The organism is Stenotrophomonas oahuensis (genome assembly GCF_031834595.1).
Lineage (GTDB): Bacteria > Pseudomonadota > Gammaproteobacteria > Xanthomonadales > Xanthomonadaceae > Stenotrophomonas > Stenotrophomonas oahuensis.
In genome coordinates this window covers 251,305-276,745 of sequence record NZ_CP115541.1, presented here as the reverse complement: position 1 = coordinate 276,745, position 25,441 = coordinate 251,305, and the positions used below count along the sequence as shown (strand labels likewise).

The 25,441-nt window shown below is 66.5% G+C and carries 21 protein-coding genes; 13 read left to right on the top strand and 8 right to left on the bottom strand.

Features of this window, described 5'->3' with window-relative positions; translation table 11 throughout:
• Positions 1-15 precede the first annotated feature (15 nt).
• Positions 16-3,882: a YhdP family protein gene (locus PDM29_RS01255; protein WP_311192092.1), complete on the top strand. Its 3,867-nt coding sequence runs from the start codon at positions 16-18 to the stop codon at positions 3,880-3,882.
• Between the two features lie 53 nt (positions 3,883-3,935).
• On the top strand, positions 3,936-5,381 hold the full coding sequence (gene tldD / locus PDM29_RS01250) for a metalloprotease TldD (protein WP_311192091.1): 1,446 nt from the start codon (positions 3,936-3,938) through the stop codon (positions 5,379-5,381).
• Positions 5,382-5,395: 14 nt separating this feature from the next.
• Here the strand turns inward: tldD and yjgA are convergent, their stop codons facing one another.
• Entirely contained in the window at positions 5,396-5,986 is a 591-nt protein-coding gene (gene yjgA / locus PDM29_RS01245; protein WP_311192090.1) for a ribosome biogenesis factor YjgA, read from the bottom strand.
• A 68-nt stretch (positions 5,987-6,054) separates the two neighbouring features.
• Between yjgA and pmbA the strand changes: the two genes are divergently transcribed.
• Together pmbA and PDM29_RS01235 are read left to right on the top strand one after the other, a co-directional pair.
• Positions 6,055-7,425 (top strand): metalloprotease PmbA, encoded by a 1,371-nt coding sequence (pmbA, locus tag PDM29_RS01240; protein WP_311192089.1) that lies wholly within the window; start codon positions 6,055-6,057, stop codon positions 7,423-7,425.
• Positions 7,426-7,529: 104 nt separating this feature from the next.
• On the top strand, positions 7,530-7,913 hold the full coding sequence (locus PDM29_RS01235) for a DUF4870 domain-containing protein (protein WP_311192088.1): 384 nt from the start codon (positions 7,530-7,532) through the stop codon (positions 7,911-7,913).
• A 547-nt stretch (positions 7,914-8,460) separates the two neighbouring features.
• On the opposite strand, the gene PDM29_RS01230 is transcribed toward PDM29_RS01235, so the two are convergent.
• The 4 genes from PDM29_RS01230 to PDM29_RS01215 are packed head-to-tail and all read right to left on the bottom strand — an operon-like array spanning position 8,461 to position 12,671.
• A complete protein-coding gene (locus PDM29_RS01230; RefSeq protein ID WP_311192087.1) occupies positions 8,461-9,339 on the bottom strand; it encodes a polyprenyl synthetase family protein in 879 nt (292 codons plus the stop codon).
• The gene (locus PDM29_RS01225; RefSeq protein WP_311192086.1) at positions 9,329-9,589 is read right to left on the bottom strand and encodes an exodeoxyribonuclease VII small subunit; all 261 of its coding nucleotides are present in this window, start codon (positions 9,587-9,589) and stop codon (positions 9,329-9,331) included. Before PDM29_RS01225 ends, PDM29_RS01230 begins: the two co-directional genes overlap by 11 nt.
• Positions 9,590-9,626: 37 nt before the next feature.
• Entirely contained in the window at positions 9,627-10,913 is a 1,287-nt protein-coding gene (tilS, locus tag PDM29_RS01220; RefSeq protein ID WP_311192085.1) for a tRNA lysidine(34) synthetase TilS, read from the bottom strand.
• 60 nt (positions 10,914-10,973) lie between these two features.
• Positions 10,974-12,671, bottom strand: a complete 1,698-nt coding sequence (locus PDM29_RS01215; protein ID WP_311192084.1) for an alkaline phosphatase — start codon at positions 12,669-12,671, stop codon at positions 10,974-10,976.
• A gap of 150 nt (positions 12,672-12,821) precedes the next feature.
• On the opposite strand from PDM29_RS01215, the gene PDM29_RS01210 reads away from it, so the two are divergent.
• From PDM29_RS01210 to PDM29_RS01180, 7 genes are all read left to right on the top strand, one after another.
• On the top strand, positions 12,822-14,159 hold the full coding sequence (locus tag PDM29_RS01210) for a dicarboxylate/amino acid:cation symporter (RefSeq protein ID WP_311192083.1): 1,338 nt from the start codon (positions 12,822-12,824) through the stop codon (positions 14,157-14,159).
• Between the two features lie 242 nt (positions 14,160-14,401).
• Positions 14,402-14,941 carry a hypothetical protein gene (locus tag PDM29_RS01205; protein WP_311192082.1) on the top strand — a complete coding sequence of 180 codons (540 nt, stop codon included), beginning with the start codon at positions 14,402-14,404 and terminating at the stop codon, positions 14,939-14,941.
• Positions 14,938-15,567 carry a hypothetical protein gene (locus tag PDM29_RS01200; RefSeq protein ID WP_311192081.1) on the top strand — a complete coding sequence of 210 codons (630 nt, stop codon included), beginning with the start codon at positions 14,938-14,940 and terminating at the stop codon, positions 15,565-15,567. The genes PDM29_RS01205 and PDM29_RS01200 overlap by 4 nt, the downstream gene beginning before the upstream one ends.
• 44 nt (positions 15,568-15,611) lie before the next feature.
• Complete coding sequence (locus tag PDM29_RS01195; RefSeq protein ID WP_425508701.1) at positions 15,612-17,060, top strand: adhesin; 1,449 nt, start codon at positions 15,612-15,614, stop codon at positions 17,058-17,060.
• Between the two features lie 137 nt (positions 17,061-17,197).
• A complete protein-coding gene (locus PDM29_RS01190; protein ID WP_311192079.1) occupies positions 17,198-17,893 on the top strand; it encodes a C39 family peptidase in 696 nt (231 codons plus the stop codon).
• An 8-nt stretch (positions 17,894-17,901) separates the two neighbouring features.
• Entirely contained in the window at positions 17,902-18,687 is a 786-nt protein-coding gene (locus tag PDM29_RS01185; protein WP_311192078.1) for a hypothetical protein, read from the top strand.
• A 42-nt stretch (positions 18,688-18,729) separates the two neighbouring features.
• Positions 18,730-20,028 (top strand): hypothetical protein, encoded by a 1,299-nt coding sequence (locus tag PDM29_RS01180; protein ID WP_311192077.1) that lies wholly within the window; start codon positions 18,730-18,732, stop codon positions 20,026-20,028.
• Positions 20,029-20,469: 441 nt separating this feature from the next.
• Here the strand turns inward: PDM29_RS01180 and PDM29_RS01175 are convergent, their stop codons facing one another.
• From PDM29_RS01175 to PDM29_RS01165, 3 genes are all read right to left on the bottom strand, one after another.
• Positions 20,470-21,807 carry a sigma-54 interaction domain-containing protein gene (locus tag PDM29_RS01175; protein WP_311192076.1) on the bottom strand — a complete coding sequence of 446 codons (1,338 nt, stop codon included), beginning with the start codon at positions 21,805-21,807 and terminating at the stop codon, positions 20,470-20,472.
• Between the two features lie 213 nt (positions 21,808-22,020).
• Positions 22,021-22,794 (bottom strand): C40 family peptidase, encoded by a 774-nt coding sequence (locus tag PDM29_RS01170; protein ID WP_425508700.1) that lies wholly within the window; start codon positions 22,792-22,794, stop codon positions 22,021-22,023.
• Positions 22,795-22,925: 131 nt separating this feature from the next.
• Positions 22,926-23,501: a C40 family peptidase gene (locus tag PDM29_RS01165; RefSeq protein ID WP_311192075.1), complete on the bottom strand. Its 576-nt coding sequence runs from the start codon at positions 23,499-23,501 to the stop codon at positions 22,926-22,928.
• Positions 23,502-23,574: 73 nt separating this feature from the next.
• Here PDM29_RS01165 and PDM29_RS01160 point away from each other — a divergent pair, with 73 nt between their 5' ends.
• Together PDM29_RS01160 and PDM29_RS01155 are read left to right on the top strand one after the other, a co-directional pair.
• Positions 23,575-24,054, top strand: coding sequence for an FKBP-type peptidyl-prolyl cis-trans isomerase (locus PDM29_RS01160; protein WP_311192074.1), 480 nt, complete (start codon positions 23,575-23,577; stop codon positions 24,052-24,054).
• Between the two features lie 76 nt (positions 24,055-24,130).
• A complete protein-coding gene (locus tag PDM29_RS01155) occupies positions 24,131-25,390 on the top strand; it encodes a DUF418 domain-containing protein (protein ID WP_311192073.1) in 1,260 nt (419 codons plus the stop codon).
• Positions 25,391-25,441 lie beyond the last annotated feature (51 nt).

The following is a 25,441-nucleotide window of genomic DNA, read 5'->3' as shown; positions in this document are numbered from 1 at the left end:
CGTGCCGGCAGGTCGATGACCACGCCGCTGCGACTGCGGCTGCGAAGGATCCGCCGCCATGTTGTCTATGCCCTGGCCATCGTGCTGGTGGGCGTTGCCGTGCTGGTCGGCACGGTCAGCCAGCTGCTGCCGCTGGCCGAGCGGCATCCCGACAAGGTTGCCGCGTGGTTGAGCGCGCGTGCCGGCCAGCCGGTGCGTTTTGACCAGCTCGATACCCGCTGGACCCGGCGCGGTCCGCTGCTGGCCCTGCAGGGGCTGCGCATCGGTGAAGGGCAGGGCCTGCGCATCGGCGAAGCCGAGGTGCTGGTGTCGATGTATGCCGGCCTGCTGCCCGGCCAATCGCTGACCGAGCTGCGCCTTCGTGGCCTGGCGCTGGAACTGCAGCGCGCCGACGACGGCCGCTGGTCGGTGCAGGGCCTGCCACAGTCAGGCCACGGCGACCCGCTGGAGTCGCTGCGCCGGCTGGGCGAGCTGCAGGTGATCGGCGGTCGCTTGACCGTGGATGCGCCGTCGCTGCAGCTGCATACCGAACTGCCGCGCATCGATCTGCGCCTGCGCGTGAATGGCCAGCGGCTGCGCGTGGGCGCGCGCGCCTGGGCTGACGAAAAGACGCAACCGCTGACCGCCGTGCTGGACTTCGAGCGCAAGCGCGGCGACGGTCAGGTCTGGCTGGGCGCGGATCCGGCCGACTTCAGCGCATGGTCGTCCCTGCTGCAGTTTGGCGGTGCACGCCTGCAACAGGGCACCGGCGAATTCAATGCGTGGGTGGACGTGCGCGATTCGCGGCTGGTGATGGTGACCACCGATGCCGATCTGCACGATGTGCAACTGCAGGGGGCACCGCTGGCCGACGGCAAGCGCCCGCAGATGACCCTGCAGAACCTGGAGCTGCGTGCACGCTGGCGCTGGGTCAAAGGCGGCTGGCGTGCCGATGCGTCGCGCCTGCGCATTGGCATGGACGGCAGCGAGCAGACCCTGGATGGGCTGCTGGTAGCCGGCGGCGAGCATATGGCATTGGCCGGTGACAACATCGACGCCACCGCGCTGCTGCGTGGGCTGGCATTGACCGACCGGATCGATCCCGGTCTGCGCAGCTGGCTGCATGCGGCGGCACCGCAGGTGCGCATGACCCGTGTCCGCTTCAGTGGTGAGCGCGCCGGGGCGCTGCGTTTTGAAGGCGATCTGGAGGACATCCGCTTCGCCGCGGCCGGGCACGCGCCGGGCCTGAGCGGAGTCGGGGGGCACTTCCAGGGCGACGCCGATGGGTTCCGCCTGGACCTGCAGCCCACCCGCGTGATGCAGTTCGACTGGCCGTCCGGGTTCGGCGTGCGCCACGACGTGCATCTGGCCGGCAGCGTGGTGGGCTGGCGTGATGAGGCCGGCGGCTGGCGTGTCGGCACGCCTGCACTGCGCGTGCAGGGCACCGACTATGCCGCCGACGTGCGCGGCGGGGTGTGGTTCCAGGGCAACGGCACGCGTCCGTGGCTGCAGCTGGCCGCAAAGATCGACGACGTGCCGATGACCGCCGCCAAGCGCTTCTGGATACACTCCAAGATGAGCAAGGGCGCGACCGACTGGCTGGATGCGGCACTGGTTTCAGGCCATGTGCGCGGTGGCGTGGGCTTGGTCACCGGTGACCTGGAAGACTGGCCGTTCGACCAGAACAACGGTCGCTTCGAAGCCACCGGCCACATCGACAACGGCAACATCCGCTTCCAGCACGACTGGCCGACCATGAACAAGGTCGACGCCGACATCGCCTTCATTGGCCCGGGTTTCGAACTGCACGGGCGCGGCGATCTGGCCGGGGTCCCGGTGAACCATTTCGAAGCCGGCATCGCCGATTTCGGGCAGTCAGACCTCTATGTAAAGGCCAATACGCGCAGCGATGCCAGCGCGTTGCTGGCCATGCTCAAGCAGAGCCCGCTGCAGAAGACCTACGGTGATTCGCTCAATGCGCTGACCGCCAAGGGCCCGGCGGTGGTCGGCTTCGACCTGCTGCAGCCGCTGCACCACGATGCCGGCCCAGGTCGTCTTCAGGGGTCGGTCGAGCTGGCCGGAGCCACGCTCAGTGACAAACGCTTCGATCTGACCTTCGACAACATGCATGGCAAGGCCAGCTACAGCAACGACGGCTTCGGTGCCGAGCAGCTGGCTGTGCGTCACCTGGGGCAGGACGGTCAGCTCAGTTTGCGCGCAGGTGGCTTCGTGAAGGATCCGGCGCAGGCGTTCGAATCCGAACTCAGCGCATCGCTCGATGCCGGGTTGCTGCTGGACCGTGCGCCCGAGCTGAGCTGGATCAAGCCTTACATTGAAGGGACCTCGCGCTGGACCATCGGGGTGACCCTGCCCAAGGTCGCGGCGGGGGCGAAGATCGAGCCGCCGACGCTGCTGACCCTGCATTCGGATCTGGTCGGCACGCGCCTGGACCTGCCGGCTCCGCTCGACAAACCCGCACCGGTGTCACTGCCGACCACGGTGAACGCACAGTTGCCGATGGGGGCTGGGCGCGTTGATGTCGCCTTCGGTCAGCGGCTGGCGCTCGCGGCGCGCACCCACAACAACCAGACCGGCGTGCAGGTCACCCTGGGCAGCGACCGCGTGGATCGCGATCCACCGGCCAGCGGGCTGGCGGTGAACGGGCGCAGCGGTTCGCTGGATGCGCTGGAATGGATCGCGCTGGCGCGTTCGCCCGGCGGTGGCGGCGACGACCCGATGCCGCTGCGGCACGTGGACGTGCAGGTTGGGCAGCTGCTGCTGGCCGGCGGCGTGTTCGAACAGACCCGCCTGCAGTTGCGACCGACCCCGGCCAGCATTGAAGTGCGCATGGACGGCCCCTCATTGGCGGGCGATCTGAGCGTGCCCAATGCTGACGGGGCTCCCATTGTCGGAAAGCTGGATCGGGTGCACTGGAAGTCGCTTCCGACCCCGGTCAAGCGCCCCGACGACGGCGCGGCCATCGTGCTGCCCGACGACGCCACGCTGCCGGCGCGGGTGCAGGCCAGTGCCAACGACACCAATCCAGCCAGGATTCCGCCGCTGTCGCTGGATATCAACGACCTGCAGTTCGGCAAGGCCAAGCTCGGCCAGGCGGTGCTGCGCACGCATCCGTTCGGCAACGGGCTCAGCGTGGACCAGCTGCAGTTCCGTGCGCCCAAGCAGCAGATCGACATCCAGGGCCGCTGGCTGGGCATGGGCGCGACCGCCAACACCCAGATGCAGGTGCAGGTGAACAGCGAAGATCTGGGCGGGCTGATGCAGAACCTGGACTACGGCGGCCAGCTGCGGGGTGGCGAAGGCACATTGCGCTTGGAGGCGGGCTGGCCTGGCGGGCCGTCCGACTTCGCCCTGGGGGCTCTGGAAGGACAACTGCAGGTGCATGCACGCAATGGCCAGCTGCTGGAACTGGAGCCGGGGGCGGGGCGCGTGCTCGGTCTGCTCAGCGTGACCCAGTTGCCGCGCCGGCTGATGTTTGATTTCCGCGACTTCTTCTCCAAGGGCTTCGCCTTCAACCAGGTTGAGGGCACGCTGGCCTTTGCAGACGGCATGGCCACCACCGACAAGGTGCTGATCGAAGGCCCGGCGGCCAACATCAGCATCCGCGGTCAGACCGACCTGCGCCGCCAGCAGTTCGACCAGACCATCGACGTGAACCCGCGCGCCGGCAACCTGCTGACCGTGGTCGGCGCGGTCGCCGGTGGCCCGGTGGGTGCGGCGGTGGGCGCGGCGGCCAATGCCGTGCTGTCCAAGCCGCTGGGCGAGATCGGGGCCAAGACCTACCGGGTCACCGGGCCGTGGGCGGAGCCCAAGGTCGAGGTGATCGACCGTGACGACGCGCCGCCCTTGCCGCCGGTGCCGGCCGCTGCGCCGGCAAAACCGTGAACATTCCCTTCTGTGCTGCTTGCGATAGCGGCCCCTGCCCATAGATCAGGACCATGACCGACAACGCACTGACACTTGCCCAGGATCGCCTGCTGCTGCCCGCCGGGCTGGACGCCACGGGCCTGGAACGCACCTTCGGGACCCTGCTGGGCCCCGGTATTGATTTCGGCGACCTGTATTTCCAGCACGCCCGGCGCGAAAGCTGGAGCGTGGAAGACGGCATCGTCAAGGACGGTGCCCATTCCATCGAGCAGGGTGTAGGCGTGCGCGCCATTGCCGGCGAAAAGACCGGCTTCGCCTACTCCGATGACATCCACAGCGACGCCTTGCTGGCGGCCGCGCAGTCGGCCCGCGCCATCTCCCGTGATGGTGGGGCGCAGCCGGCCCGGGCCCTGGCCCGCGGCAATGCGCGCGCGCTGTATCCGGCGCTGGACCCGATTGACGGCATGGGCAACGAAGCCAAGGTCGAGGTGCTCAAGCGCCTGGACCGCTACCTGCGTGCAGCCGACCCGCGCGTGCAGCAGGTGATGGTCAGCCTGTCCGGCGGCGTCGACACCGTTTTGATCGCCCGCAGTGACGGCGTGCTGGCCGGCGACATCCGCCCACTGGTGCGGCTGAACGTGCAGGTGATCGTGGAGCAGAACGGTCGCCGCGAATCCGGGTACTCCGGGGGCGGTGGCCGTTACAGCTATGCCGAACTGTTCGCCGATGGTCGCCCCGAGGCCTTCGCCCGGGAAGCGCTGCGCCAGGCGCTGGTGAATCTGGAGGCCATTCCGGCTCCGGCCGGGGTGATGAGCGTGGTGCTGGGCCCCGGTTGGCCCGGCGTGCTGCTGCACGAGGCGGTCGGCCACGGCCTGGAAGGTGACTTCAACCGCAAGGGCACCAGCGTGTACGCCGGCCGCATCGGCGAGCGCGTGGCCGCGCCGGGCGTGACCATCGTCGATGACGGTACCCTCGAGGGCCGCCGTGGCTCACTGAATGTGGATGACGAAGGCCATCCCACCCAGTGCACCACCCTCATCGAAGACGGCATTCTGGTCGGCTACATGCAGGATTCGCTCAACGCGCGCCTGATGGGCGTGGCCCCCACCGGCAATGGCCGGCGTGAGTCGTTCGCGCACCTGACCATGCCGCGCATGACCAATACTTACATGCGCGCCGGCCAGCATGACCCGCAGGAGATGATCCGCTCGGTCAAGCGCGGCCTGTACGCCGTCAATTTCGGCGGTGGCCAGGTCGACATCACCAGCGGCAAGTATGTGTTCTCGGCCACCGAGGCTTACCTGATCGAGGACGGCAAGGTCACTGCGCCGGTGAAGGGCGCGACCCTGATCGGTAACGGGCCGGAAACCATGCAGAAGGTGCGCATGATCGGCAACGACCTGGCCTTGGACGAAGGCGTCGGCATCTGTGGCAAGGACGGGCAGAGCGTGCCGGTGGGCGTGGGTCAGCCGTCGCTGCTGATCGACGGCATCACCGTGGGCGGTACCCAGGCCTGAGCCCGGGCATGCGCTCAGTCTTCGACGCTGTCCTGGTCGTCTTCGTCGTCCTCCGGGGCGGCGTTGACGGCGTCCAGGCCCAGTGCGGCCGGCAGCATCAGTACGCGCAGCACCTGGTAGATCTCGCGGAACGCACGCGGCGGCTTGTTCTTGGCCTTCTCGGCCTGCGCATTGCGCACCAGCGTGCGCAGCTGCTGGCGGTCGGCCTGCGGGTACTCGTCCAGCAGCGCGGCCAGCGCGGTGTCGCCGTTGCTGAGCAGGCGCTCGCGCCAGTCTTCCACCCGGTGCAGCATGGCCACTTCACGGCGCGAGGTTTCGCTGTTGGCGTCCAGCGCGTCGCGGATGGCGTCCAGGGTGGACTCCTCTTCGCGGCGCATGTGCTTGGCCAGGAACGCCAGCTGGCGCTTGTGCGCGATATGCGCGGTAATGCGCTTGCACTCGGCGATATGCGGCAGCAGGTCTTCAGGCACCGGCACGCGCGCCAGCTGGGCCGGGGTCAGCGAGACCAGCTTCTCGCCCAGCGCAAGCACGTCAAGCGCATCGCGGCGCTTCTGCTTGCGGCTGCTGTCATGAAATTCACCGGTATCTTCGTCGCGTCCGCGCATCGTTCTTCTTCCACATCCAATACTGTGCCCCGCGTTGCGCCGGGCACTCACCTGCACAGGATAAAGCATTGAACGTGATCTCCCCTGAAGCCCTGACCGCCGACGACAGCCTGTCGCGTCTGGAACACCTGGCCGACCTGTCCCAGCAGCTGCTGGAACGGGCCCGTGCGCTGGGGGCCAGCCAGGCCGAAGTGGCTTGCAGCGAAGAGCGCGGCCTGGACGTGAACGTGCGTCTGGGCGAGGTGGAAACGGTGGAATCCACCCGTGACCGGGGCATCGCCGTCACCGTCTACTTCGGCCAGCGCAAGGGCAGTGCCAGCACCGCCGACCTGCAGCCGGCCAGCCTGGAAGCCACGGTGGCCCAGGCCTGTGCGATTGCCCGTCACACCGAGGACGATGCGGCGGCCGGGCTGGCCGACGCGGCGCTGATGGCGCGTGAGTTCCCGGACCTGGACGGCTGGCACCCGTGGGCCCTGCAGGCTGACCAGGCGGTAGACCTGGCCCTGGCCTGTGAAGCCGCCGGGCGCGCGGCCGACAGCCGGATCAGCAATTCCGACGGCGCGTCGGCGTCCACCGCCACCAGCCTGTCGGTGTATGCCAACTCGCACGGCTTCATTGGCCGCGACCGCAGCAGCCATCATTCGATTGGCTGCGCGCTGATCGCCGGGCAGGGTGACGGCATGCAGCGCGACGGCTGGTACAGCAGCGCGCTGGCCCGGGAAGATCTGCAGGATGCAGCCGCCATTGGCCGTCGCGCCGCCGAGCGCACCGTGGCGCGGCTGCAGCCGCGCTCGATGGCCACCGCACAGATGCCGGTGCTGTATGCACCGGAGGTATCCCGTTCGCTGATCGGCAGCCTGCTGGGCGCGGTGTCGGGCGGCGCGCTGTATCGCCGCGCCAGCTTCCTGCTGGACAGCGTGGGCACGCAGATCTTCCCCGACTGGTTCGCCATCGACGAGCGCCCGCTGCTGCGCCGTGGCCTGCGCTCCAGCGCCTTCGACGGTGACGGCGTGGCCACGCGCAACTCGGCGCTGGTCGCCGACGGGGTGCTGCAGCGCTATGTGCTGGGCGCTTATTCGGCGCGCAAGCTGGGCCTGCAGACCACCGGCAATGCCGGTGGTGTGTACAACCTGCAGGTGAAGCCGAGCGTGGACGCGGGCCTGCAGGAACTGGCCCGGCAGATGGGCGAAGGCCTGCTGGTGACCGAGCTGATGGGGCAGGGGGTGAACCCGGTGACCGGCGATTACTCGCGTGGCGCGGGCGGCTTCCGGGTCGAGAACGGAGAAATCCAGTATCCGGTGGACGGCATCACCATTGCCGGCAACCTCAAGGACATGTTCACCCGGATCGAGGCGGTGGGCAGTGACATCGATCCACGCTCGCACATCCACGTCGGGTCGATCCTGGTCGGGCGGATGACCGTGGCCGGTAACGACTGACGTTTTCAACGATTGACGCAATCCTTGACGTATCCTATTGGCGCTGCCTTGGCAGGCGGGGAGCCTGCCACGCACCACCCAATACACTGAACAAGGAGTTTCACGTGAGCGATTTTGAAAACGTTACCGCCCCGCCGCCGCCGCCGGTCACCGACGGCCCGGTGCCGAGCGACCAGCGCACCATGGCGCTGGCCGCGCACCTGCTGGGCATCTTCACCTGGTTCATCGGCGCGCTGGTGATCTGGCTGATCAACAAAGATGACCCAACCAAGGCCTTCGTCACCGACCAGGCCAAGGAGGCGTTGAACTTCCAGATCACCATCTCGATCGCCATGGTCATCTGCTTCATCCTGATGTTCGTCCTCATCGGCGGCCTGCTGGCTCCGATCGTCGGCATCCTGAGCCTGGTCTTCTCGATCATCGCGGCAGTGAAGGCCAACAACGGCGAGCTGTACCGCTACCCGTTCGCGCTGCGCCTGATCAAGTAATCAGCGCCTGCTGCAACAGCGAAAACGCCCGGGATTCCCGGGCGTTTTTGTTTGTGCGTAGAGCCGGGCTTGCCCGGCTGCTGTTGGATTCGGGCGAACACCCGTCGGTCATCGGTTCCCGTGTTTGGGCGCACCGGGATGGATTTGCGGGACACGCCGTGAATACATCCCTGTAGGCCCGTCAAAAACATCCATGTTTTTGACGGTCCCGCAAACCCACCCCGGCACGCCCCAGACAGTTGGCCGGTGGCCATGGGGAATGCCACGTCCAAATCAACGGCGTCTGTGTTCCGTGGTCATGCGTTACCGGATGTTGGGAATTTCACGGCGATCGTCTGTCGACCGATCCCACCGGGGCTGCGAATGGGTTTTGATTTTCCGTGGCAGCCGGCCAACTGTCGGGGGCCATCGGATGGGGGGTACGGGACCGTAGAAAACATGGATGTTTTCTACGAGCCCCCATGGATGGGTTAACGGCGTGTCCCGTACCCCCCATCCGATGGCCCCAAGCACGTAGACCGACAGCCGAGGGCTGTTCGCGCGAAACTCAGTGATCCCGCTCTACCGCCAAGCGACCGAGTGCCCGCAGTGCGTCGGCGCGTTCGTCGTAGCCGGCCAGGCTGTCGTGCATGCGCTGGCTCAGTGCGGCCAGTTCAGCCTTGGCACCGTCCATGCCCAGCAGCGCCGGGAAGGTGGACTTGGCCTGTGCCTGGTCCTTGCCCGCAGTCTTGCCCAGCTGCTCGGAGCTGGCTTCCACGTCCAGGATGTCATCGCGCACCTGGAACGCCAGGCCTAGCGCGCTGGCGAAATCATCCAGCTGGTTGAGGTCAGTCTGCGGCGCATCGCCACACAGTGCGCCCATGCGGACCGCCGCACGGATCAGTGCGCCGGTCTTCAACGCGTGCATGTGCTGCAGGTCCGCCAGCGGCTGCAGGCGGCCGGTTGCGTCGATATCCAGCGCCTGGCCGCCACACATGCCCGCTGCGCCCGACGCATGCGTCAGTGCCTGCAGGCAATGCACCCGCAGCAGTGCCGGCAGCGGTGCGTCGGCCAGCAGCCCGAACGCGCGGGTCTGCAGTGCATCCCCGGCCAGAATCGCGGTGGCTTCATCGAAGGCAATGTGCACCGTCGGCCGACCACGGCGTAGTGCGTCGTCGTCCATCGCTGGCAGGTCGTCGTGCACCAGCGAGTACGCGTGGATCAGTTCCACCGCCATCGCCGGCGCATCCATCGCATGTTCGTCCGCACCGAAAATCTGGCCGGCGGCGTACACCAGCAGCGGTCGCATCCGCTTGCCGCCGCCCAGCACCGCATAACGCATCGCCCGGTGCAGTCCCTGCGGGGCGGCTTCAGGCGAGGGCAGGCTGGCGTCGAGCTGGCTTTCAATCCGGTCGCGCCAGCGCGCGAACGTCAGCTCAGCCGTCATGGCTGGGCGGGTCGAACGGTTCGGCCGTTTCCGGGCGGGCCGGGTCGCTGAGCAGGCGCACGCGCAGCTCGGCCTGTTCCAGCGCCTGCTGGCACTGGCGGTACAGGCCCACGCCACGTTCGTAGGCGCTGAGCGACTGTTCCAGGCTCATGTCGCCGGTTTCCATCTTCTCCACCAGCTGCTCCAGTTCTTCCAGCGACTGCTCGAAGTGGGCTACAGGGGAGGCTTCAGTAGGGGACTTCTTGGGCATGGAAGCAAGTGTGATGCGCCAGCCCGGTGGGGTCAATTCACGCGACGCCCGGCGTCCACTGCAGACGGGCACCGTGTTCATCCAGCCAGTGCTGCAGCGGTGCGGCAATCACGCGGTCTCCTGCGGCCAGCAGGGTTTCGCCGTCATACAACAACGGCAGCTGGCGGCGCTGCCACGGTGGCAGGCCACTGTGTTGCAGCAGGTCTTTCAGCGCATGCGAATGGCGGCGGCCCGGCAACTGGATGCGTTCGCCGCCGCGTCGCGCGCTCACCTGCACCGGCGTGGCCAAGCGGTCGCGACCGAGCAGGGCCAGTTCGCCCCCATCGGGCAGCGCCAACGGGCTGCGCCCCTCCCAGTGCACGCTCCAGTCCAAGGGCAATGCCAGTGCCGCTGAAAGCAGGTGAAGCTGATTGCGCCAGCGACGGATGCGCACGCCCTGCCAGGCGAACTGGGCATCGGCATCGTGGGCGGCCGGCAGCAGCTCGCGTTCGATGGCCTTGATGCCTGCTGCCGGCAACGGCGGCTGTCCGCAACTGCGCACCCATTGCCGCAACAGGCGGGCGCGGCGCTCGCGGGGTTGCCGCAGCAGGCGGCTGCAGTCCAGCACTCCTGGCGAAATGATGCAGCGGCGCAGCGATTCGTGGTCGGCCACGTCCAGCAGACGCTGCGACTGGGCCGCCAGTTCGGCGCTGCGCGCAAAACTCGCGTCCGCCTGCGGCCAGCGTTGCGCCAGCAACGGCATCACGTGCAGGCGCAGGAAATTGCGGTCGGCGGCATCGCTTGCGTTGCTGGGGTCTTCAATCCAGCGCAGGCCGTGTGCCTGCGCGTACGCACGCAGGTCCTCCCGCGGGAACTGCAGCAGAGGGCGCCACAGCGAGCCGGTGGCGAACGGTGCGTGGGCACGCATCGCCGCCAGGCCATCCACGCCGGAGCCGCGCAGGGCGCGTAGCAGGAAGGTCTCCGCCTGGTCATCGCGATGATGGGCCAGGGCCAGGTGCTCGTGCTCATGCAGGACGCGGGCGAAAGCGTCGCGGCGCGCATTGCGTGCGGCCGCTTCCAGGCCCTGCCCGCTGTCGTGCGGCACCTGGACCCGGATCACCTGCAAGGGAATGCCCCACGTGGCGCAGGCGGTCTCGCAGTGCGCGGCCCAGGCATCGGCTTCGGCCTGCAGACCGTGGTGGACGTGTACCGCACGCAGGCCCGCAGCGCGCTGCACCGGCGACTGTGCCAGCCAATGCAGCAGCACGGTGGAATCAAGGCCACCGCTGAAGCCCACCAGCACCGGCGTCGGTAGATCGGGCGGCGGCGGGAGGGGTGCGGTCATCAGGGCAGTATCGGCGGTCTGGTGGACCGCCGCCATCGGATTGATTGCATGAACGCGGGTCTATTTGCGCTCGAATGCCTTGCCGTTGGGCAGTTCGACCGGCACGCCCTGGGCGTCGCAGGTGCCGGCGTCACACAGGCGCTGACGCAGGCGCGGCGTGGCCTGCACGATCATGTGGTAGATCGTGTTCTGCTCCAGCGTGCCGCGAATGGCCTGGCTGCCGGGGCCACGGGCCCAGATGCCGACGTCTTCGCCGCCATGGCTTTCGCTCTTCATCGGCACCAGTGCTTCCTGCATGTAATCCGGGTGCTCGGTGTCGACGTGGGTCAGGTCCGGGCGGCCCTTGGCCGGATCAAAGCTGCTCGGGCCGTGCGGGTAGGTCTTGGGACCGGCCGGCTGCTGGTTGGTCTGGCCGGTGAAGCCCGGGCCGTTGGCGTAGCTGAGCGTGGTGTACGGCAGGCCGGTGCCGTCACGGGCCAGGTCCAGTGCGCCCGCGCCGTCTTCGCCGCCCTTGTCCTTCACCTTGCCCAGAATCGGATTGCCGCGCGCCGGGTAGCCGACGAAGTTCAGGGTGTGCGAATGGTCGGCGGTGACGATGATCAGGGTGTCCTGGTCGGAGCTGGCTTCGACCGCCGCACGCACCGCGTCGGACATTGCCACGGTATCGCTCAGGGCGCGATAGGCGTTGCCGCTGTGGTTGGCGTGGTCAATGCGCGCGCCTTCCACCATCAGCACATACCCTTCGCTGTGACGGGACAGGTTGGCAATTGCCGCGCGGGTCAGGTCGGCCAGGCTGGGCTCGCCGGACGGGTCGTCCTTGCGCTCGATCTCGTAACGCATGTGATCCGGCTCGAACAGGCCGAGCAGTGCCGGCGCATTGGCCGCGGCCTTCAACTGCTCCGCATTCCACACGTATGCGCCCTGCGGGTGCGTCTGCTTCCATTCATTGACCAGGCTGCGCCCATCCAGGCGCAGGCCGACCTTGTCGTCGTACTCCGGATCGGTTTCTTCGATGGTGGTGAACTGCGCACGACCGCCGCCCAGGGCCACCAGCGGGCCGCGCCCATAGCGCGACGTCGACAGCAGCTGCTGGGCGATGTCCTGGCAGCCGGCCGCCTTGGCGGCTTCGGTCAGGTCGGTGTCGTTCTCCCAGTTGCGCTCCGGCGAATGCGCATAGGTCGCGGCCGGGGTGGCATGGGTCAGGCGCGCGGTGGACACGATCCCGGTGGCCATGCCGGCGCTGTCAGCCAGCTGCAGCCAAGTCAGCAGTCCCTTGTTCAGGCTGTCGGCGCAGTCGCTGCGGGTACCCGCGCTGACCCCGATCGCGCCCATGTGGGTCTTCACGCCGGTGGTGATGGCGGTCATCGTGCCGGCCGAATCCGGGGTCTGCGAATCGGTGTTGTAGGTCTTGCTGAACGCGGTGGCCGGGAAGCGCTCCCACGAAAGCAGGTTCTCTTCACCCGAGCTGCCCTTTTGCTGCCCCTCGAAGATGCGCGCCGCTGCCACCGTGGTCAGGCTCATGCCGTCGCCCAGGAAGAGGATCACGTTCGTCGCCTTGCCGCCCATGGCCCCGTGACTGGCCGCCTGGGCCGCGCCGTTGCGGTACCACCACTGCGGCGTTTCACCGGCCGGATGGGCAACGGTGGGCACCTGAACCTGCACAGCAGCAGAGGAGACGGGGGAGGAGGGCGCAGTGCTGGCACAGCCGGCCAGCAGGGTGGTGGCCAGGGCGGCGACCAGGGGCGTAAAACGGGACATGAACGCAGTCATCTCGATGTGAAACGGGCGTTCATTATGCAGAACCCAGAAAGGCACGCCGATGACACGCTGATTCCCCCTGCGGTACCTCGTTCCCGGGGGCGGGTTCAGCTACTGTGACGGGCTGTATCACTCTCCCCTGGAATGCTCATGACGCTGGTCTCTGCGTGGCTGCGGATCCCGTTCTGGCAGCGCGTCCTTGGCGGCTTCGTGCTGGGTGCGCTGGCCGGCTGGCTGCTTGGTCCGGCCGCTGAAACCTGGTTCGGTCCGCTTGGCGACCTGTATGTCACCCTGATCAAGATGATCGCGGTGCCGCTGGTGTTCTTCGCGGTCATCAATGCGATCTCTTCGCTGCATGGCCAGAAGTCGGTGGCGGCGCTCGGCGGCCGTACCTTCCTGTGGTTCATCATCACCGCCGCGCTGGCGGTGTGCGTGGGCCTGGCCGTGGGTACCGTCATGCAGCCCGGCACCGGCAACCTCAGCCTGAGCATGGATCATGGCTATACGCCGCGCGAAGTGCCCAGCGTGGTCAAGGTGATCATGGACGTGGTGCCGTCCAACGTGTTCTACGCGCTGAGCGGCATCGGCACCCGGGTCAATGCGGCCGGCGAGACCGTGCTGGCGGCCGGTCGCGGCTCGATCCTGCCGGTGATCTTCTTCGCCGGCCTGGTCGGCTTCGCAATGGTGAAGCTGGGCGACAAGGTGGCCGAGGCGCGCAAGCTGACCGGGCAGATGAGCGAGATCATGATCCAGATCACGCGCTTCGTGCTGGAAGTAACGCCGCTGGGTACCTTCGGCCTGATCGCAGGGCTGGTCGGTAGCTACGGGTTTGAAAAGCTGCTGCCGCTGGGCAACTTCGTGCTGGCGTTGTACATCGCCTGTGCGCTGCACATCTTGGTGGTGTACGGCAGCCTGCTGCTGGCACATGGGCTGAATCCGCTGAAGTTCTTCCGCGGTGCGTCGCCGGGCATGCAGGTCGCCTTTGTCAGTTCGTCCAGTTTCGCGGCGATGCCGGTGGCGATGCGTTCGATCACCCACAACCTGGGCGTGAACAAAGACTACGCCTCGTTCGCCGTGCCGCTGGGTGCCAGCATCAAGATGGATGGCTGCGGTGCGATCTACCCGGCGCTGTGCGCGGTGTTCATTGCCCAGTACACCGGCGTGCCGCTCACCCCCGAGCAGTATGTGGTGGTGCTGATCGCCTCGGTGCTGGGCAGCTTCGGCACCGCCGGCGTGCCCGGCACGGCGGTGGTGATGGCCACGGTGGTGCTCAGCGCAGCCAACCTGCCGCTGGAGACCATCGGCTATCTGTATGCCATCGACCGCATCCTCGACATGATGCGCACCCTGACCAACGTGACCGGGCAGATGCTGGTGCCGGTGCTGGTGGCGAAGGAAACCGGGCTGCTGGACCAGCAGGTCTACAACAATCCGGTCACCAATGTCGGGGTGGACGAAGACCCTGCCGCGCCGCAGTCCGGCAGCTGACTGCGCGCTGTAAAGGGTGTATCACCGGGTGTAACAGCGGTGATACACCCCGCGTTAAACCGCTGTTATCAAGGCGTTAGCGCTTTGCGACCACGCGTTCAGTCAATGTGAACGCACGCCAACGTGTAACACCTGCGTTGCGTTGAGCGCCCCACGCATACGCCCACGCCCTGCTGCGCTGGGCTTTCCAGACTTGGCACGAATGCTGCTCTACCTCTCCTGCATGGTTTCGGGAGATCGCGATGGACAGCGTTGCCGTACACAGCAGAACCGCACGCACCGGCCTTTGGCTGCTCGCCTTTGCCTTGGTGTTGCCGACCGCCGCACACGCCTCGGGTGCGCGTACGGGAGTGAAAGCGCAGCCGGGTGAAATGGTGCTGCTGCGTGATGTGTCCGCACGCACCGCTTATCGTCCAGCGCCCCCGGGCATCGCCCTGATTGCCGATCCGACCCCGAACCAGGAGATTTCCGGCGCATTGGGAACCTCAAACGGCATGGACGAGCTGGGCGACGACGACTTCGCCTCGATGGGCTCCAACACCGGCGTCGGTTCGGCCGGTCATCAACAGACCACGGTGGAGCGGGTTACCGGCGGCACCATCAATGCCACCCTGGGCAAGGCAACCCAGAACGGTGTGCTGTCCGGCAGTGGCCTGACCCAGAGCATGAGCACGCCGTTGAATGCGGTCGGCAATGCCACGCGCGGCATCGGCGACACCGTACGCGGTGCGCTGTCGCAGTTCCCGATGGGCGGGCAGCCCGCAGGTGGGCCCGGCAAATGAAGCGTTTCATTGTCTGCATCACCGTGGCTGCACTGCTGCCACTGCCGCTCGCCGCACAGCAGGCCGACGACTACGGCGCGATGTTGAGCTATCTCAACCACACCCGTCTGGATGGCAGCGCGCTGCGCAACGCCGACGGTGCGATCACGGTGAACATGGTCGCCGGCGACCTCAACCAGCAGGCCAACCTGCTCGGCATGGCCAGCGGCGAGACGGCCACCACCAGCATCAATGTACGCCAGCGTCAGTCCGGCAACCGCATCAACAGCGGGCCGCTCGACGCCAGCGCCAGCATCGGCGGCCAGGCTCTGAACGGAGCCACCGGCGTCGCCATGATCAACCAGGCCAGCGGCATCAGCAACGCGACGGTCAACGTCGTGACCAGCACGCTGGCGCAACAGGGCATACGCGAGTCCGACGACGAGGCCCTCGCGGCTTCGGGGGCACTCGCGTCAGCAGGGGGGCAGGACCTCGCCAACAGCCGCAAAGCGGCTGGTACCCGCAGCGTCGCCGTGGAGGACACGGCATTGCGGGGCTTTGACGGCGTGCTGCAACTCAATCAGATCGCGGGTTCTGGAAACGTCACCGCCAACCAGCTTGGCATCTCGGTGCAGTCCACCCCGTGAGTTGCTTCACCCACCCGATAGTCCGTGATGAGAGAGAGGGCACCATGAATACCACCATGAAAAGGACCGTACTGGCGCTGGCCATCGCCGTTGCTTCTGCGTCGGTAGCCGCAAATCCCCGCCACAATGGACCGGATATCGATACTGAAATCGATACCCACATCGACACTGACATCCATACCGATATCGATACCAACATCGATACCGATATCGATACCGATATCGATACCAACATCGACACCAACATCCGCAACGACTGGGATTCGCGGACCCGCATCCGCAACAACAGCACCACCAACAGCAGCAGCAACACCAGCACCGATACGCGCACGGTCAACCACACCCGCGACGTACGCGTGAATGAGAACGTCGAGAAGCACAGCAACATCCAGGCCGACGAGCGCAAGGAAAAGAACAACCACGGCGTGGATGTGAACCTCGAATCCGACCTGCAGGTCGGTGCCGACGTCCAGTTCCGTGGCCGTCCGACCGTGAGCGGTGATCTTGAAGTCGACTCGGCGGCGATTGCCATCATCGACAACCGTCAGTCAATCACCGACAACGAAGGCAAGAACGAGCTGCTGGAAAACAACTCGTCGATCAGCGAAAACGTCGCCCAGAACGCCTCCGGCAATCTCGGCTTCAACACCGCCGCCGGTGACAACAATGCCCAGGACAACGCGGCTGCGCTGTCTGCGGCCGACGCTTCGTTCACCTTCGGCATGTCTGATGCCCAGGTCTACGTGAACCAGTACGGCGCTGGTAACACCACCTGGAACGATGGCACGGTGAACAATTCCAGCCTCAGCGGCAATGCCTTCCGCGGCGCGACCGGCAACATCGGCGTGAACAGCGCGGCCGGCAACAACAACGGGCAGAAGAACGCACTGGCAGCGTCCGTCTCCACTGCGCGGATGGCCACGGCGAGCATCAGCTCCAACCAGGTCTCCACCGGCAACTACGTGTCCAACGAAGGCTACGTGAAGCGCATGCAGGACACCACCGAAGTCACCCTGCGTGGCACGGTGCGCGGTGGCACTGCTGCGATCGGCGTCGGTGGCTACAAGGGTGAAGGCAACGCCTACCAGTCGTCCAATCTGTACGCGGACAGCTGGACCGGCGGTTCGCACTCGGGTGGCAGCTCCACCGGGCACATTGACTTCGACAACGAGACCCAGGGCGCGGTGCAGAACCCGAACCGTGAAGGCGTCGGTGGTTTTGGCTTCGACACCGAAGAAGAGGGCGTGCTGGCCTTCGGCGAAGTCGGCTATGCCGATCTGCGTGCGAGCCTGAGCGGCACCGTGCAGACCACCCGCTGGGTGGTTGAGCGCGCGGAGAACAATGCCTCGCTGTCCGGCGATGCATTCCGCGGTGCCAGCGGCAACATCGGTGTGAACGTCGCAGCCGGCACCGGCAACCTGCAGGCCAACAGCCTGGCCCTTGCCGTGGCCCAGCCGTCCACCGGTACCCCGGGTGGCGGTGGCGGCGAGTAAGTCTGTCCGTTTTCGCAAGCAACACGCGTTGAGCGCAACAAACCCGGTCATCCGCCAATGGCCGGGCTCCCCGGGAGCCCCTGTTCCATCCTCCCCCTTTGGGGCAGGGGCTCCTTCCTTTTCCTGGAGCCACGCCGATGTCGATCTGCCGTCTGCTCTGTGTCCTGCTGTTGTTGCTGCCGATGAGTCGGCTGCACGCCGGCGACGTCGCCTTCAGCGGCGTGCTGCCCAATGGCGGGCTGTTCACCCAGCAGGTGGAGAGCATGCAGGAGCGGAAATTCCGCAACCTGGTGCGGCAGCACACCGACTACAGCTGCGGCGCGGCCGCCCTGGCCACCATCCTGCGTTACGCCTACAACCTGGAGGCGGACGAGGCCACGGTGATCGAGGGCATGATGGGGGTCTCCGACCCGGAGCTGGTGCACCAGCGCGGTTTTTCGTTGCTGGACATCAAACGTTACGTTGAATCGCTGGGCATGCGCGGACGCGGATACCGCGTCAACGAGGAGCGCCTGCGCTCGCTGCGTGTGCCCGGACTGGTACTGATGGATGTACGTGGTTTCCGCCACTTCGTGGTGCTCAAGCAGGTCCGTGGCGATGTGGTGGACCTGGCAGATCCCATTCTGGGCAACCGCAGTATTCCCGTTGAAGAATTTCTGCAGTCATGGCCGTCCCGCGCCGTGTTCATCGTGATCGGTAGCGATTTCAATCGCAACACGGTGTTGCTGCAGCCTGGTGAACGCCCCAGTGCGCGTTCGCTGTACGCCCGGCAGGGGCCGATCACCGAAGCGGAACTGGTGGATTTCGGCTTTACCCACGCCGACCTGCTTTAGGAGGCATCATGAACATCACCCCATGGACGCGAAGTGCGGTACTGCTGGCCCTGCTGGGAATGGTACCGGCCTATGCCGCTGAGGCCCCGGCCACTGACGGGCAACGCAAGGCGGGCAAAGGACTGAGCGAGATTCCCGACCCCGAGTTGAACCTGATGCGTGGCCGTTACACCGTGAACGGCAACAGCGTGGCCTGGTTCGGCGTCACCATGATTTCGCAATGGCAGGCCGGCACAAAGGCCGCCGAAAGCGCGCTCACCCTGGGCATGGACTTCACCCACGGCACCGCAGCGCCCAAAGTCAGTTTCACCCCCAGCGTCACCGTCACGGCCGCCGACGCACCGTTGCCGGCCACGCCGGGGCGCAGCGTGGAGTCGGCCGGCCTGCAGAACGTGGCCGGCGTCACCCAGGCCATCCAGGTCGCAGGTGACAACAACGTGGCCAGCAACAGTACCCAGCTCAACGTCCGCGAAGGCAGTGCGCCACCAGAACAGGCCGCACCGGCCACAACCGTGGCAACCGCCCATCAGAACGGGGTAACCGCGGTTGCGCAGATGGAAGGCAACAACGCCAAGGTGCAACTGCAGATCGAAGGTGTCGGTGCGGTCCAGCAATGGATCCGCAACGGCAGTGTCGGTCAGACCATTGCGCTGAGCAGCGACGGCCAGGCCGTGACCAACCGCATGCAGATCGAACTGGTGCGGCAGACCTTGGCGAGCAATGCGCCGCTGACCCAGAACGTGGCGCAGGCCATGAACATGGTCCGTGGCGTTGGCATGGGACCCGGCCAGTAAACGGCCGGGTGGGGGGCATTACCACCACCGTGGATCAAGGCAATGCACACTTATCGGATGACTCCGCTGGCGCTGGCGGCGCTGGCTCTGATGGCCTCGGCCGGCGTACAGGCGCAGACCGCGCCGGCCGACGAGGCTGACATCAAGGCACTGGCTCAGCAGCTGGAAACGCTGAAGGCCAACTACGCGCAGGAAGTGCGCCGGTTGCGCGAACTGGACATGCAGGTACAGGCAATGCAGGCGCGGCTATCCGGCAAGACCGGGCCGGCAACCGGTGCTGCGGCAGCGCCGCCCCCGGTGGTCGCGGCCGCCACGACACCGCCCAGTGGCGACGGCTACGCCAGCAGTGCGGCTGAGGCGCAACAGGCGCAGCAGGCCTCCAAACGCAGCGTGGATGACGTGAAGCAGCAGACCGCGACCTTGTTCACGCGTCGCTTCACGCTGGAGAACAGCCTGAGCTACGCGCGTTATGACCGCAAGCAGGTCACGCTCAATGGTTTCCTCGCGCTGGATGCGATCTTCCTCGGCAACATCGCCATCGAGAACGTCGAGTCGGATACGCTGACCTACAACCTGGCCGCGCGCTGGGGCGTGACACCCAGCATGACGCTGAATCTGGATGTGCCTTACCTCGCGCGCAAGACCGTATTCCAGAAGGGCGGTGCCGGCGGATCTGCCGCCGCGATCGCGCAGGAAGAGACCAGCGGCAATGGCATCGGCGACATCAGCTTGAGCGGCAACTGGCGACTGAACCAGGAGAAGGGGCGCTGGCCGGAGACGGTGCTCAACGTCGGCGTCACCGCGCCCACCGGTCAAGAGCCGTACGGTGTTGACTGGAAGGTGCTTGAGCGCGACGAGGACGATTTCATCCGCTTTGCGGTGCCCGGCGACCAGGCGACCGGCAATGGTGTGTGGCAGGCCAGCCTGGGACTTTCAGCGGTGAAGACGGCCGATCCCGCAATCCTGTTTGCCAACATCGGCTACATCCATTCCTTTGAAGGTAGTTTCGATGACCTGGATGGCAATCCGGACACGGTGAATCCCGGCGATGTGAAGCTGGGTGGCTCGATCTACTTCGGTGCCGGCGTGGCCTTCGCGTTCAATGAGCGTACCAGCCTCAGCATGTCGTTCAGTGACAAGCTCAGCCGGCGTGCGTCGACGCGCTACAAAGGCGGGCAATGGGTGAAAGTGATCGGCAGTGATGCGAATGCGGCCACGCTCAATCTTGGCATCACCTATGCGCTGAATCGCAACACCACGCTGGTGAGCCAGCTGGGAATCGGGCTGACCCCGGATGCGCCGGACTTTACCTTGGCCTTCCGCATTCCGTATATGTTGTGAGTTCGCGCGAAGTGCAGCGCTTCAGTTTCTGCGTGTTGGGAGGCCGACGAGCAGCCCCGCTCCGGGACACGCCGCAAGTACGTCCATGTAGGCTACTCCACGGCATCCATGCCGTGGAGTGTCCCTCCGGGGGCTACTCGTCGGCCTCCCCGTCATGCAATGCGTGATGCGGATCGAACGGCGCAGGCAACAGCCAACGCAACGGCCAATGCTCTCGTTCCTGGCCACCGATGGACTGTCGATGGCGGGTCGGGGTGGGCTGGAGGGGGCGTGAGCCGCATGGATGCGGCGATCGAGGCTCCATGGACGGATTCACGCCGTCCCCCGGAACGCCCATCCCGATCCGCCAAACCAGGGAACCGACGAGCACCGGTTGTTCGCCCAAATCCAACCGAAGCCGGGCAACGCCCGGCGGCACGGAAATCCTGCAATCGCGAGCTGTCAGCGCAATTCCGGCAGGGCGAGCTGGTGTTTGCGGCAGAGGCGGTAGACGGTGACGCGGGAGACCTGCATGGTGCGGGCGCAGGCGGTGATGTTGAAATCGTTCTGGCGCAGCGCACGCAGTAGCGCGTCCCGCTCTGCAGCCTGGCGGACATCGTGCAGTAGGCGCTGCGGCACTTCGATGCCCTCCGGCTCCAGTTCCAGGTCGGCCACCGTGATCAGCTCGGCCTCGCTTACGATCGCCGCGCGCTGCACCCGGTTCAGCAGTTCGCGCACATTGCCTGGCCAACGGAACTGCTGCATCGCCTGCAGCGCCTCGCTGCTGAAACCGCGCGCGCGGGTGACGTGGCGCTGGCGGAAGCTGGCAAGGAAGTGCTCGGCCAGCAGGGTGATGTCGCTGCCCCGGTCGCGCAGCGCCGGCAAAGGCAGGCGCAGTACGTTCAGGCGATAGAACAGGTCGCGGCGGAACTGTCCGCGCTCCACCGCCTGTTCCAGATCCACGTGCGTGGCCGCGATCACCCGCACGTCAACCGCCAACGGCTGGTTGCTGCCGACCCGCTCGATCGTGCCCTCCTGCAGCACCCGCAGCAGATTGGTCTGCGCGTCCAGGGGCAGGTCGCCGATCTCGTCCAGGAACACCGTGCCACCACTGGCCGTTTCGAACAGACCCAGCCGGCGATTGGCCGCCCCGGTAAAGGCACCCCGCTCGTGACCGAACAGTTCCGACTGCACCAGCGCCGCCGGAATCGCACCGCAGTTCACTGCCAGGAACGGTCGCGCATGCCGCGATGACAACGCATGCAGCGCGTGCGCTGCCAGCTCCTTGCCGGTGCCTGTCTCGCCGGTGATCAGCACCGGCAGTTCCACCGGGGCGAATTTGCGCAGCGCCGCGCGGGTGACCTGCAGCGCCGGGCTTTCGCCAATCAGCGCCTGCGCCCCGGATGGCGGCTGTAGTTGCTGTTCATCGCCCAGCTCCTGCAGCCGCTGCACCAGCCGCGAAACATCCAGCGGCGCGCTGAAGGTTTCCGTGCAGCAGGCCAGCAACGGCTGCCACTGCGGATGCACCGCCGCTGCGCCCGCTGGCAGGATCGCCAGCACCCGCAGGTGCCGATGCTGGTCCAGCACCGCCTGCAGATGGGTCAGGTGAGAGGGAGCCACGCTGCGCAGGTCCAGCAGCCCGACCACCAGGTCGTTGCCGCGCATGCCGATGGCCACAGCGCCGTCGGTCGCTACGCCGCGGACCTGCCAGCCTGCGGCGGCCAGGGCCGTGCGCTCTGCTGCCAGGGGTTGCCCAAACCAGATCACACACCGGGCCGGAATTTCAGGGACTGCCGCCATGCGTCACCTTCACGGAAAGGTATCCGGGCGGAGTCTCCTGCTCAGCGCTGCCCGGCGTGCCGCCCCACGCCGGGTACCATTGCCTCGCCGTGGGGGCGGGCTGGGTTGTGAAAAGAACAACGCGCGTTCCAGTCGGCAACGGCCATCACGCCGGCCACGAAAAAGGCCGCTGCGGAGCAGCGGCCTTCAGGATTCAGGTATGCGCGCGGCCGGTCAGAGTTCGACGCGACGGGCCTGCATGAACTTGCCACCCCAGTAACCGGTGACCAGGCTGTCCACGCGGACGTCCTTGCCGGTGCTCGGGGCATGCAGGAAGCGGCCTTCGCCGACGTAGATGCCGACGTGGTCGACCCGGCCCTTACGGCCGAAGAACACCAGATCGCCGGCGGCCAGCGCATTGCGGTCGTTGATCAGCTGGGCCTCGCCATCGCGGGCCATCTCGCGCGAGACGCGCGGCAGTTCGATGCCCAGTGCGGTGCGGAACACATAACTGACCAGGCCGCTGCAGTCGAAACCGCTGTCCGGCGAGGTGCCGCCCCAGCGGTACGGGGTGCCCAGCAGGGTCATGGCGCGGCGGAGCAGGGACTGGACCTTGCCGTTCTCGGCCGGGTCGGCGGCCACGATGGTGCCGTTGGAGGCATCGTAGTTGGCCAGCAGGCGGCTCAGGTCGCCGGCCACCATCGCCGAGCGGTCCATGAGCGGAATGGTGTCGTTGGCAGCCAGGTGCGGCAGCAGCGCGGCAAGCGTGGCACTGGCGGCGGCATCGGTCTTGCTGCGGACCGGCGCTGCAGCCTTCGGCTTGGCAGCGGCGGTCATCTCGGCGGCCGGCGTGGCCTCAGTTTCAACCGCCTCGGGGGCGGCCGTCGGCACCGTCTGGGCCCAGGCCGGAAGGCTGGCCAGGCAGAGGGCGAAAGCGAGAAGAGCGGGGCGGGTGAGACGCCGTGGGGTGGCGGTCTGGCCTTTGCACGTCAGGTCGGCTGTCGTCACGCGGCGGTCACTGAATAAAAACGATGGGTGATGATGCCGTGGAAAGCGTGTGATTAGGTACAAATTTCGTTAAATTTTCGTTTGCCCATGGGTGATGCGTGTCACACTTTCGCCCCTTCGCCCAGTTCAGCTTAGTGTAGAACCCGTTTCGCGCCGGTGTAATGGTCCTTCCAGTAGCTCCCACCGAGCGAGTCCAGACGGACGGTGCCGCCCGTACTCGGGGCGTGCACAAAGCGACCTTCACCCACGTAGATACCCACGTGGAAGACATTCCCGCGGTTGCCAAAGAACACCAGATCGCCAGCCGCCAGTCGCTTTGGATCGATCTTCGGGCCCTGTACCGCCGCCAGGTCGCGCGAGGTACGCGGCAGCTTCAGGTCGACCATCTCGCGGTAGACGTAGGTGACCAGTCCGCTGCAGTCGAACCCGGATTCGGGCGTGTTGCCACCGTAGCGGTAAGGGGTGCCGACCAGGCCGATGGCGCGCATCAGCACCGCATTGGCGGCCTGCGGGTTGTTCGGAGTGACCACCGGCCAGTTCTGTGCCGACGCCGGCGGCGGGGACGGGCGGGTGGTTTTACCGCCACCACAGGCGGCCAGCAGGGCCAGAGCGGCGATCAGCGCCAGCTGGGCTGGCAGGCGGGTCAAGCGCGAAACTGGCGTCAGCAGCATGATGTCCGGATAATGCGCGGCCTTGGAAGTCGCCATGATGGCGGCGTAACCGGCGGGCGACAACCCGTCCCATCCGTCTGCCCCGGCAGCCCCAGCACAAGAGTTCCGTATGAAGATCGCAAAAGACAGTGTCGTCCGCTTCCATTACACCGTGGCCGAGCAGGGCCAGGATCCGATCGAAAGCTCCAAGGACCGTGAGCCGCTGGCGATCCTGATCGGCCATGGCAACATCATTCCGGGCCTGGAAAACGCCATGATGGACCAGGAAGCCGGTGCCAGCTTCGAAGTCGACGTCAAGGCTGCTGATGCCTACGGCGAGCGCCGCGAGGGCCTGACCCAGCGCGTGCCGAAGAAGCACTTCGGCAATGCCAAGCTGGTCCCGGGCCAGCAGGTGGTGCTGCAGACCAACTTCGGTCCGCGTGCGGTCACCGTTGAGAAGGTCGGCATGAGCGTGGTCGACGTCGACCTGAACCACCCGATGGCCGGCAAGGACCTGCACTTCTCGGTGGAGATCGTGGACGTGCGCGAAGCCCAGGCCGAAGAATTGGAGCACGGTCACGTGCACGGGGACGGCGGTCACCAGCACTGAATGTAATGTAGAGCCGGGCTTGCCCGGCTGCTTGTCGGGTGCCGGGCAAGCCCGGCACTACGGTGCATTGCCGGGCATGGCGCGGCACTACACCCCGGTCCCAGAGTGCCCTGTGAATCCAGTCGCTTCTTCCCTGCAGCCGGTTGCCGTCGGCGACCGCATCGAGGTCATCGACATCCTGCGCGGGGTGGCCCTGCTGGGCATTCTGTTGATGAACATGGAGGCGCTGAGCGGTCCGCTGGACCTGGCCTTCACCGGTATCGACCCGCACTGGCAGGGCGCTGACCGCTGGGCGGACGCGTTGATCTATGTGCTGGTGCAGGGCAAGTTCTTCACCCTGTTCTCGCTGCTGTTCGGAGCCGGCTTCGCGATCATGGCGCAGCGCGCCGAAGCGGCACGGCGTGACTTCACTCCCTTTTACCTGCGACGCAGCGCCGGTCTGCTGCTGATCGGGCTGTGCCACGCCCTGCTGGTGTGGTCCGGTGACATCCTGGTGCTGTATGCGCTGATATCGCTGCCGTTGCTCGCGTTCCGGGAAGCGCCGCCGCGCTGGCTGCCGGTAATGGGCGTTATCACCTATCTGTTCGCCTCTGCCTTGATGATCGGCATGGGGCTGCTGGTCGGCATCGCTGCACAGGCGGACAGCGCCATGGCCGATGCCGCTGCCGCCGGGCAACGCGCGATCGAGCTGCAGCGGCAGGCGTATGCACACGGCAGTTGGACTGACGCGGTGCTGCAGCGAGCGCACGACCTGCAGGTCAACCTCGGCGGCATGCTGGTGGTGGGTCCGGAGGTGCTGGGCATGTTCCTGATCGGGGCCGGGTTTGCTCGCAGCGGTGCGCTCAGTGACCCGGAACGTTTTCCGCGTCTGTACCGCCGCCTGCGCTGGGGCGCGTGGCCGGCAGGGCTGGTGCTGATGATCATCAGCGCGTGCTGGGTGCCCTACGTCGCCCCGGGGACGTTCAGCCCGGCCAGCGGCTTCGCTTATGCGCTGTCATCGGTGGCCTCACTGCTGATGTGCCTCGGCTATCTGGCCTGGATCGTGCACGCCCGTGCGCAGCTGCGGGTACTGGCACCGATCGGACGCATGGCGCTGACCCAATACATCCTGCAGTCGCTGGTCGGTACCTGGGTGTTCTACGGTTATGGGCTGGGCGCGTTCGAAAGCCTGCCGCGGCTGTGGCAGATTCCCTTCGCGTTGGTGCTGTTCGCGCTGCAGGTACTGTTCGCACATGCCTGGCTGCGGCATTTCCGCTTTGGTCCGCTGGAGTGGGTGTGGCGTGCGATGACCTATAGGCGCTGGCCGCCGCTGCGTCGCACCGCTGGCACGCACTGATGCACATGCTCACATCGGGCGTGCCCCGGAACGTGGCATGCTGCCGGCGGC

Coding starts and splice junctions, on each gene's coding strand:
- tilS (WP_311192085.1), bottom strand. CDS start 10,913: ATGACCGCACCCCTCCCGCCGCCGCCCGATCTACCGACGCCGGTGCTG.
- PDM29_RS01175 (WP_311192076.1), bottom strand. CDS start 21,807: ATGGCGGCAGTCCCTGAAATTCCGGCCCGGTGTGTGATCTGGTTTGGG.
- tldD (WP_311192091.1), top strand. CDS start 3,936: ATGACCGACAACGCACTGACACTTGCCCAGGATCGCCTGCTGCTGCCC.
- PDM29_RS01180 (WP_311192077.1), top strand. CDS start 18,730: ATGCACACTTATCGGATGACTCCGCTGGCGCTGGCGGCGCTGGCTCTG.
- PDM29_RS01165 (WP_311192075.1), bottom strand. CDS start 23,501: ATGGCGACTTCCAAGGCCGCGCATTATCCGGACATCATGCTGCTGACG.
- PDM29_RS01155 (WP_311192073.1), top strand. CDS start 24,131: ATGGCGCGGCACTACACCCCGGTCCCAGAGTGCCCTGTGAATCCAGTC.
- PDM29_RS01200 (WP_311192081.1), top strand. CDS start 14,938: ATGAAGCGTTTCATTGTCTGCATCACCGTGGCTGCACTGCTGCCACTG.
- PDM29_RS01225 (WP_311192086.1), bottom strand. CDS start 9,589: ATGCCCAAGAAGTCCCCTACTGAAGCCTCCCCTGTAGCCCACTTCGAG.
- PDM29_RS01160 (WP_311192074.1), top strand. CDS start 23,575: ATGAAGATCGCAAAAGACAGTGTCGTCCGCTTCCATTACACCGTGGCC.
- PDM29_RS01255 (WP_311192092.1), top strand. CDS start 16: ATGACCACGCCGCTGCGACTGCGGCTGCGAAGGATCCGCCGCCATGTT.
- PDM29_RS01195 (WP_425508701.1), top strand. CDS start 15,612: ATGAATACCACCATGAAAAGGACCGTACTGGCGCTGGCCATCGCCGTT.
- yjgA (WP_311192090.1), bottom strand. CDS start 5,986: ATGCGCGGACGCGACGAAGATACCGGTGAATTTCATGACAGCAGCCGC.
- PDM29_RS01215 (WP_311192084.1), bottom strand. CDS start 12,671: ATGTCCCGTTTTACGCCCCTGGTCGCCGCCCTGGCCACCACCCTGCTG.
- PDM29_RS01205 (WP_311192082.1), top strand. CDS start 14,402: ATGGACAGCGTTGCCGTACACAGCAGAACCGCACGCACCGGCCTTTGG.
- PDM29_RS01190 (WP_311192079.1), top strand. CDS start 17,198: ATGTCGATCTGCCGTCTGCTCTGTGTCCTGCTGTTGTTGCTGCCGATG.
- PDM29_RS01210 (WP_311192083.1), top strand. CDS start 12,822: ATGACGCTGGTCTCTGCGTGGCTGCGGATCCCGTTCTGGCAGCGCGTC.
- PDM29_RS01230 (WP_311192087.1), bottom strand. CDS start 9,339: ATGACGGCTGAGCTGACGTTCGCGCGCTGGCGCGACCGGATTGAAAGC.
- PDM29_RS01185 (WP_311192078.1), top strand. CDS start 17,902: ATGAACATCACCCCATGGACGCGAAGTGCGGTACTGCTGGCCCTGCTG.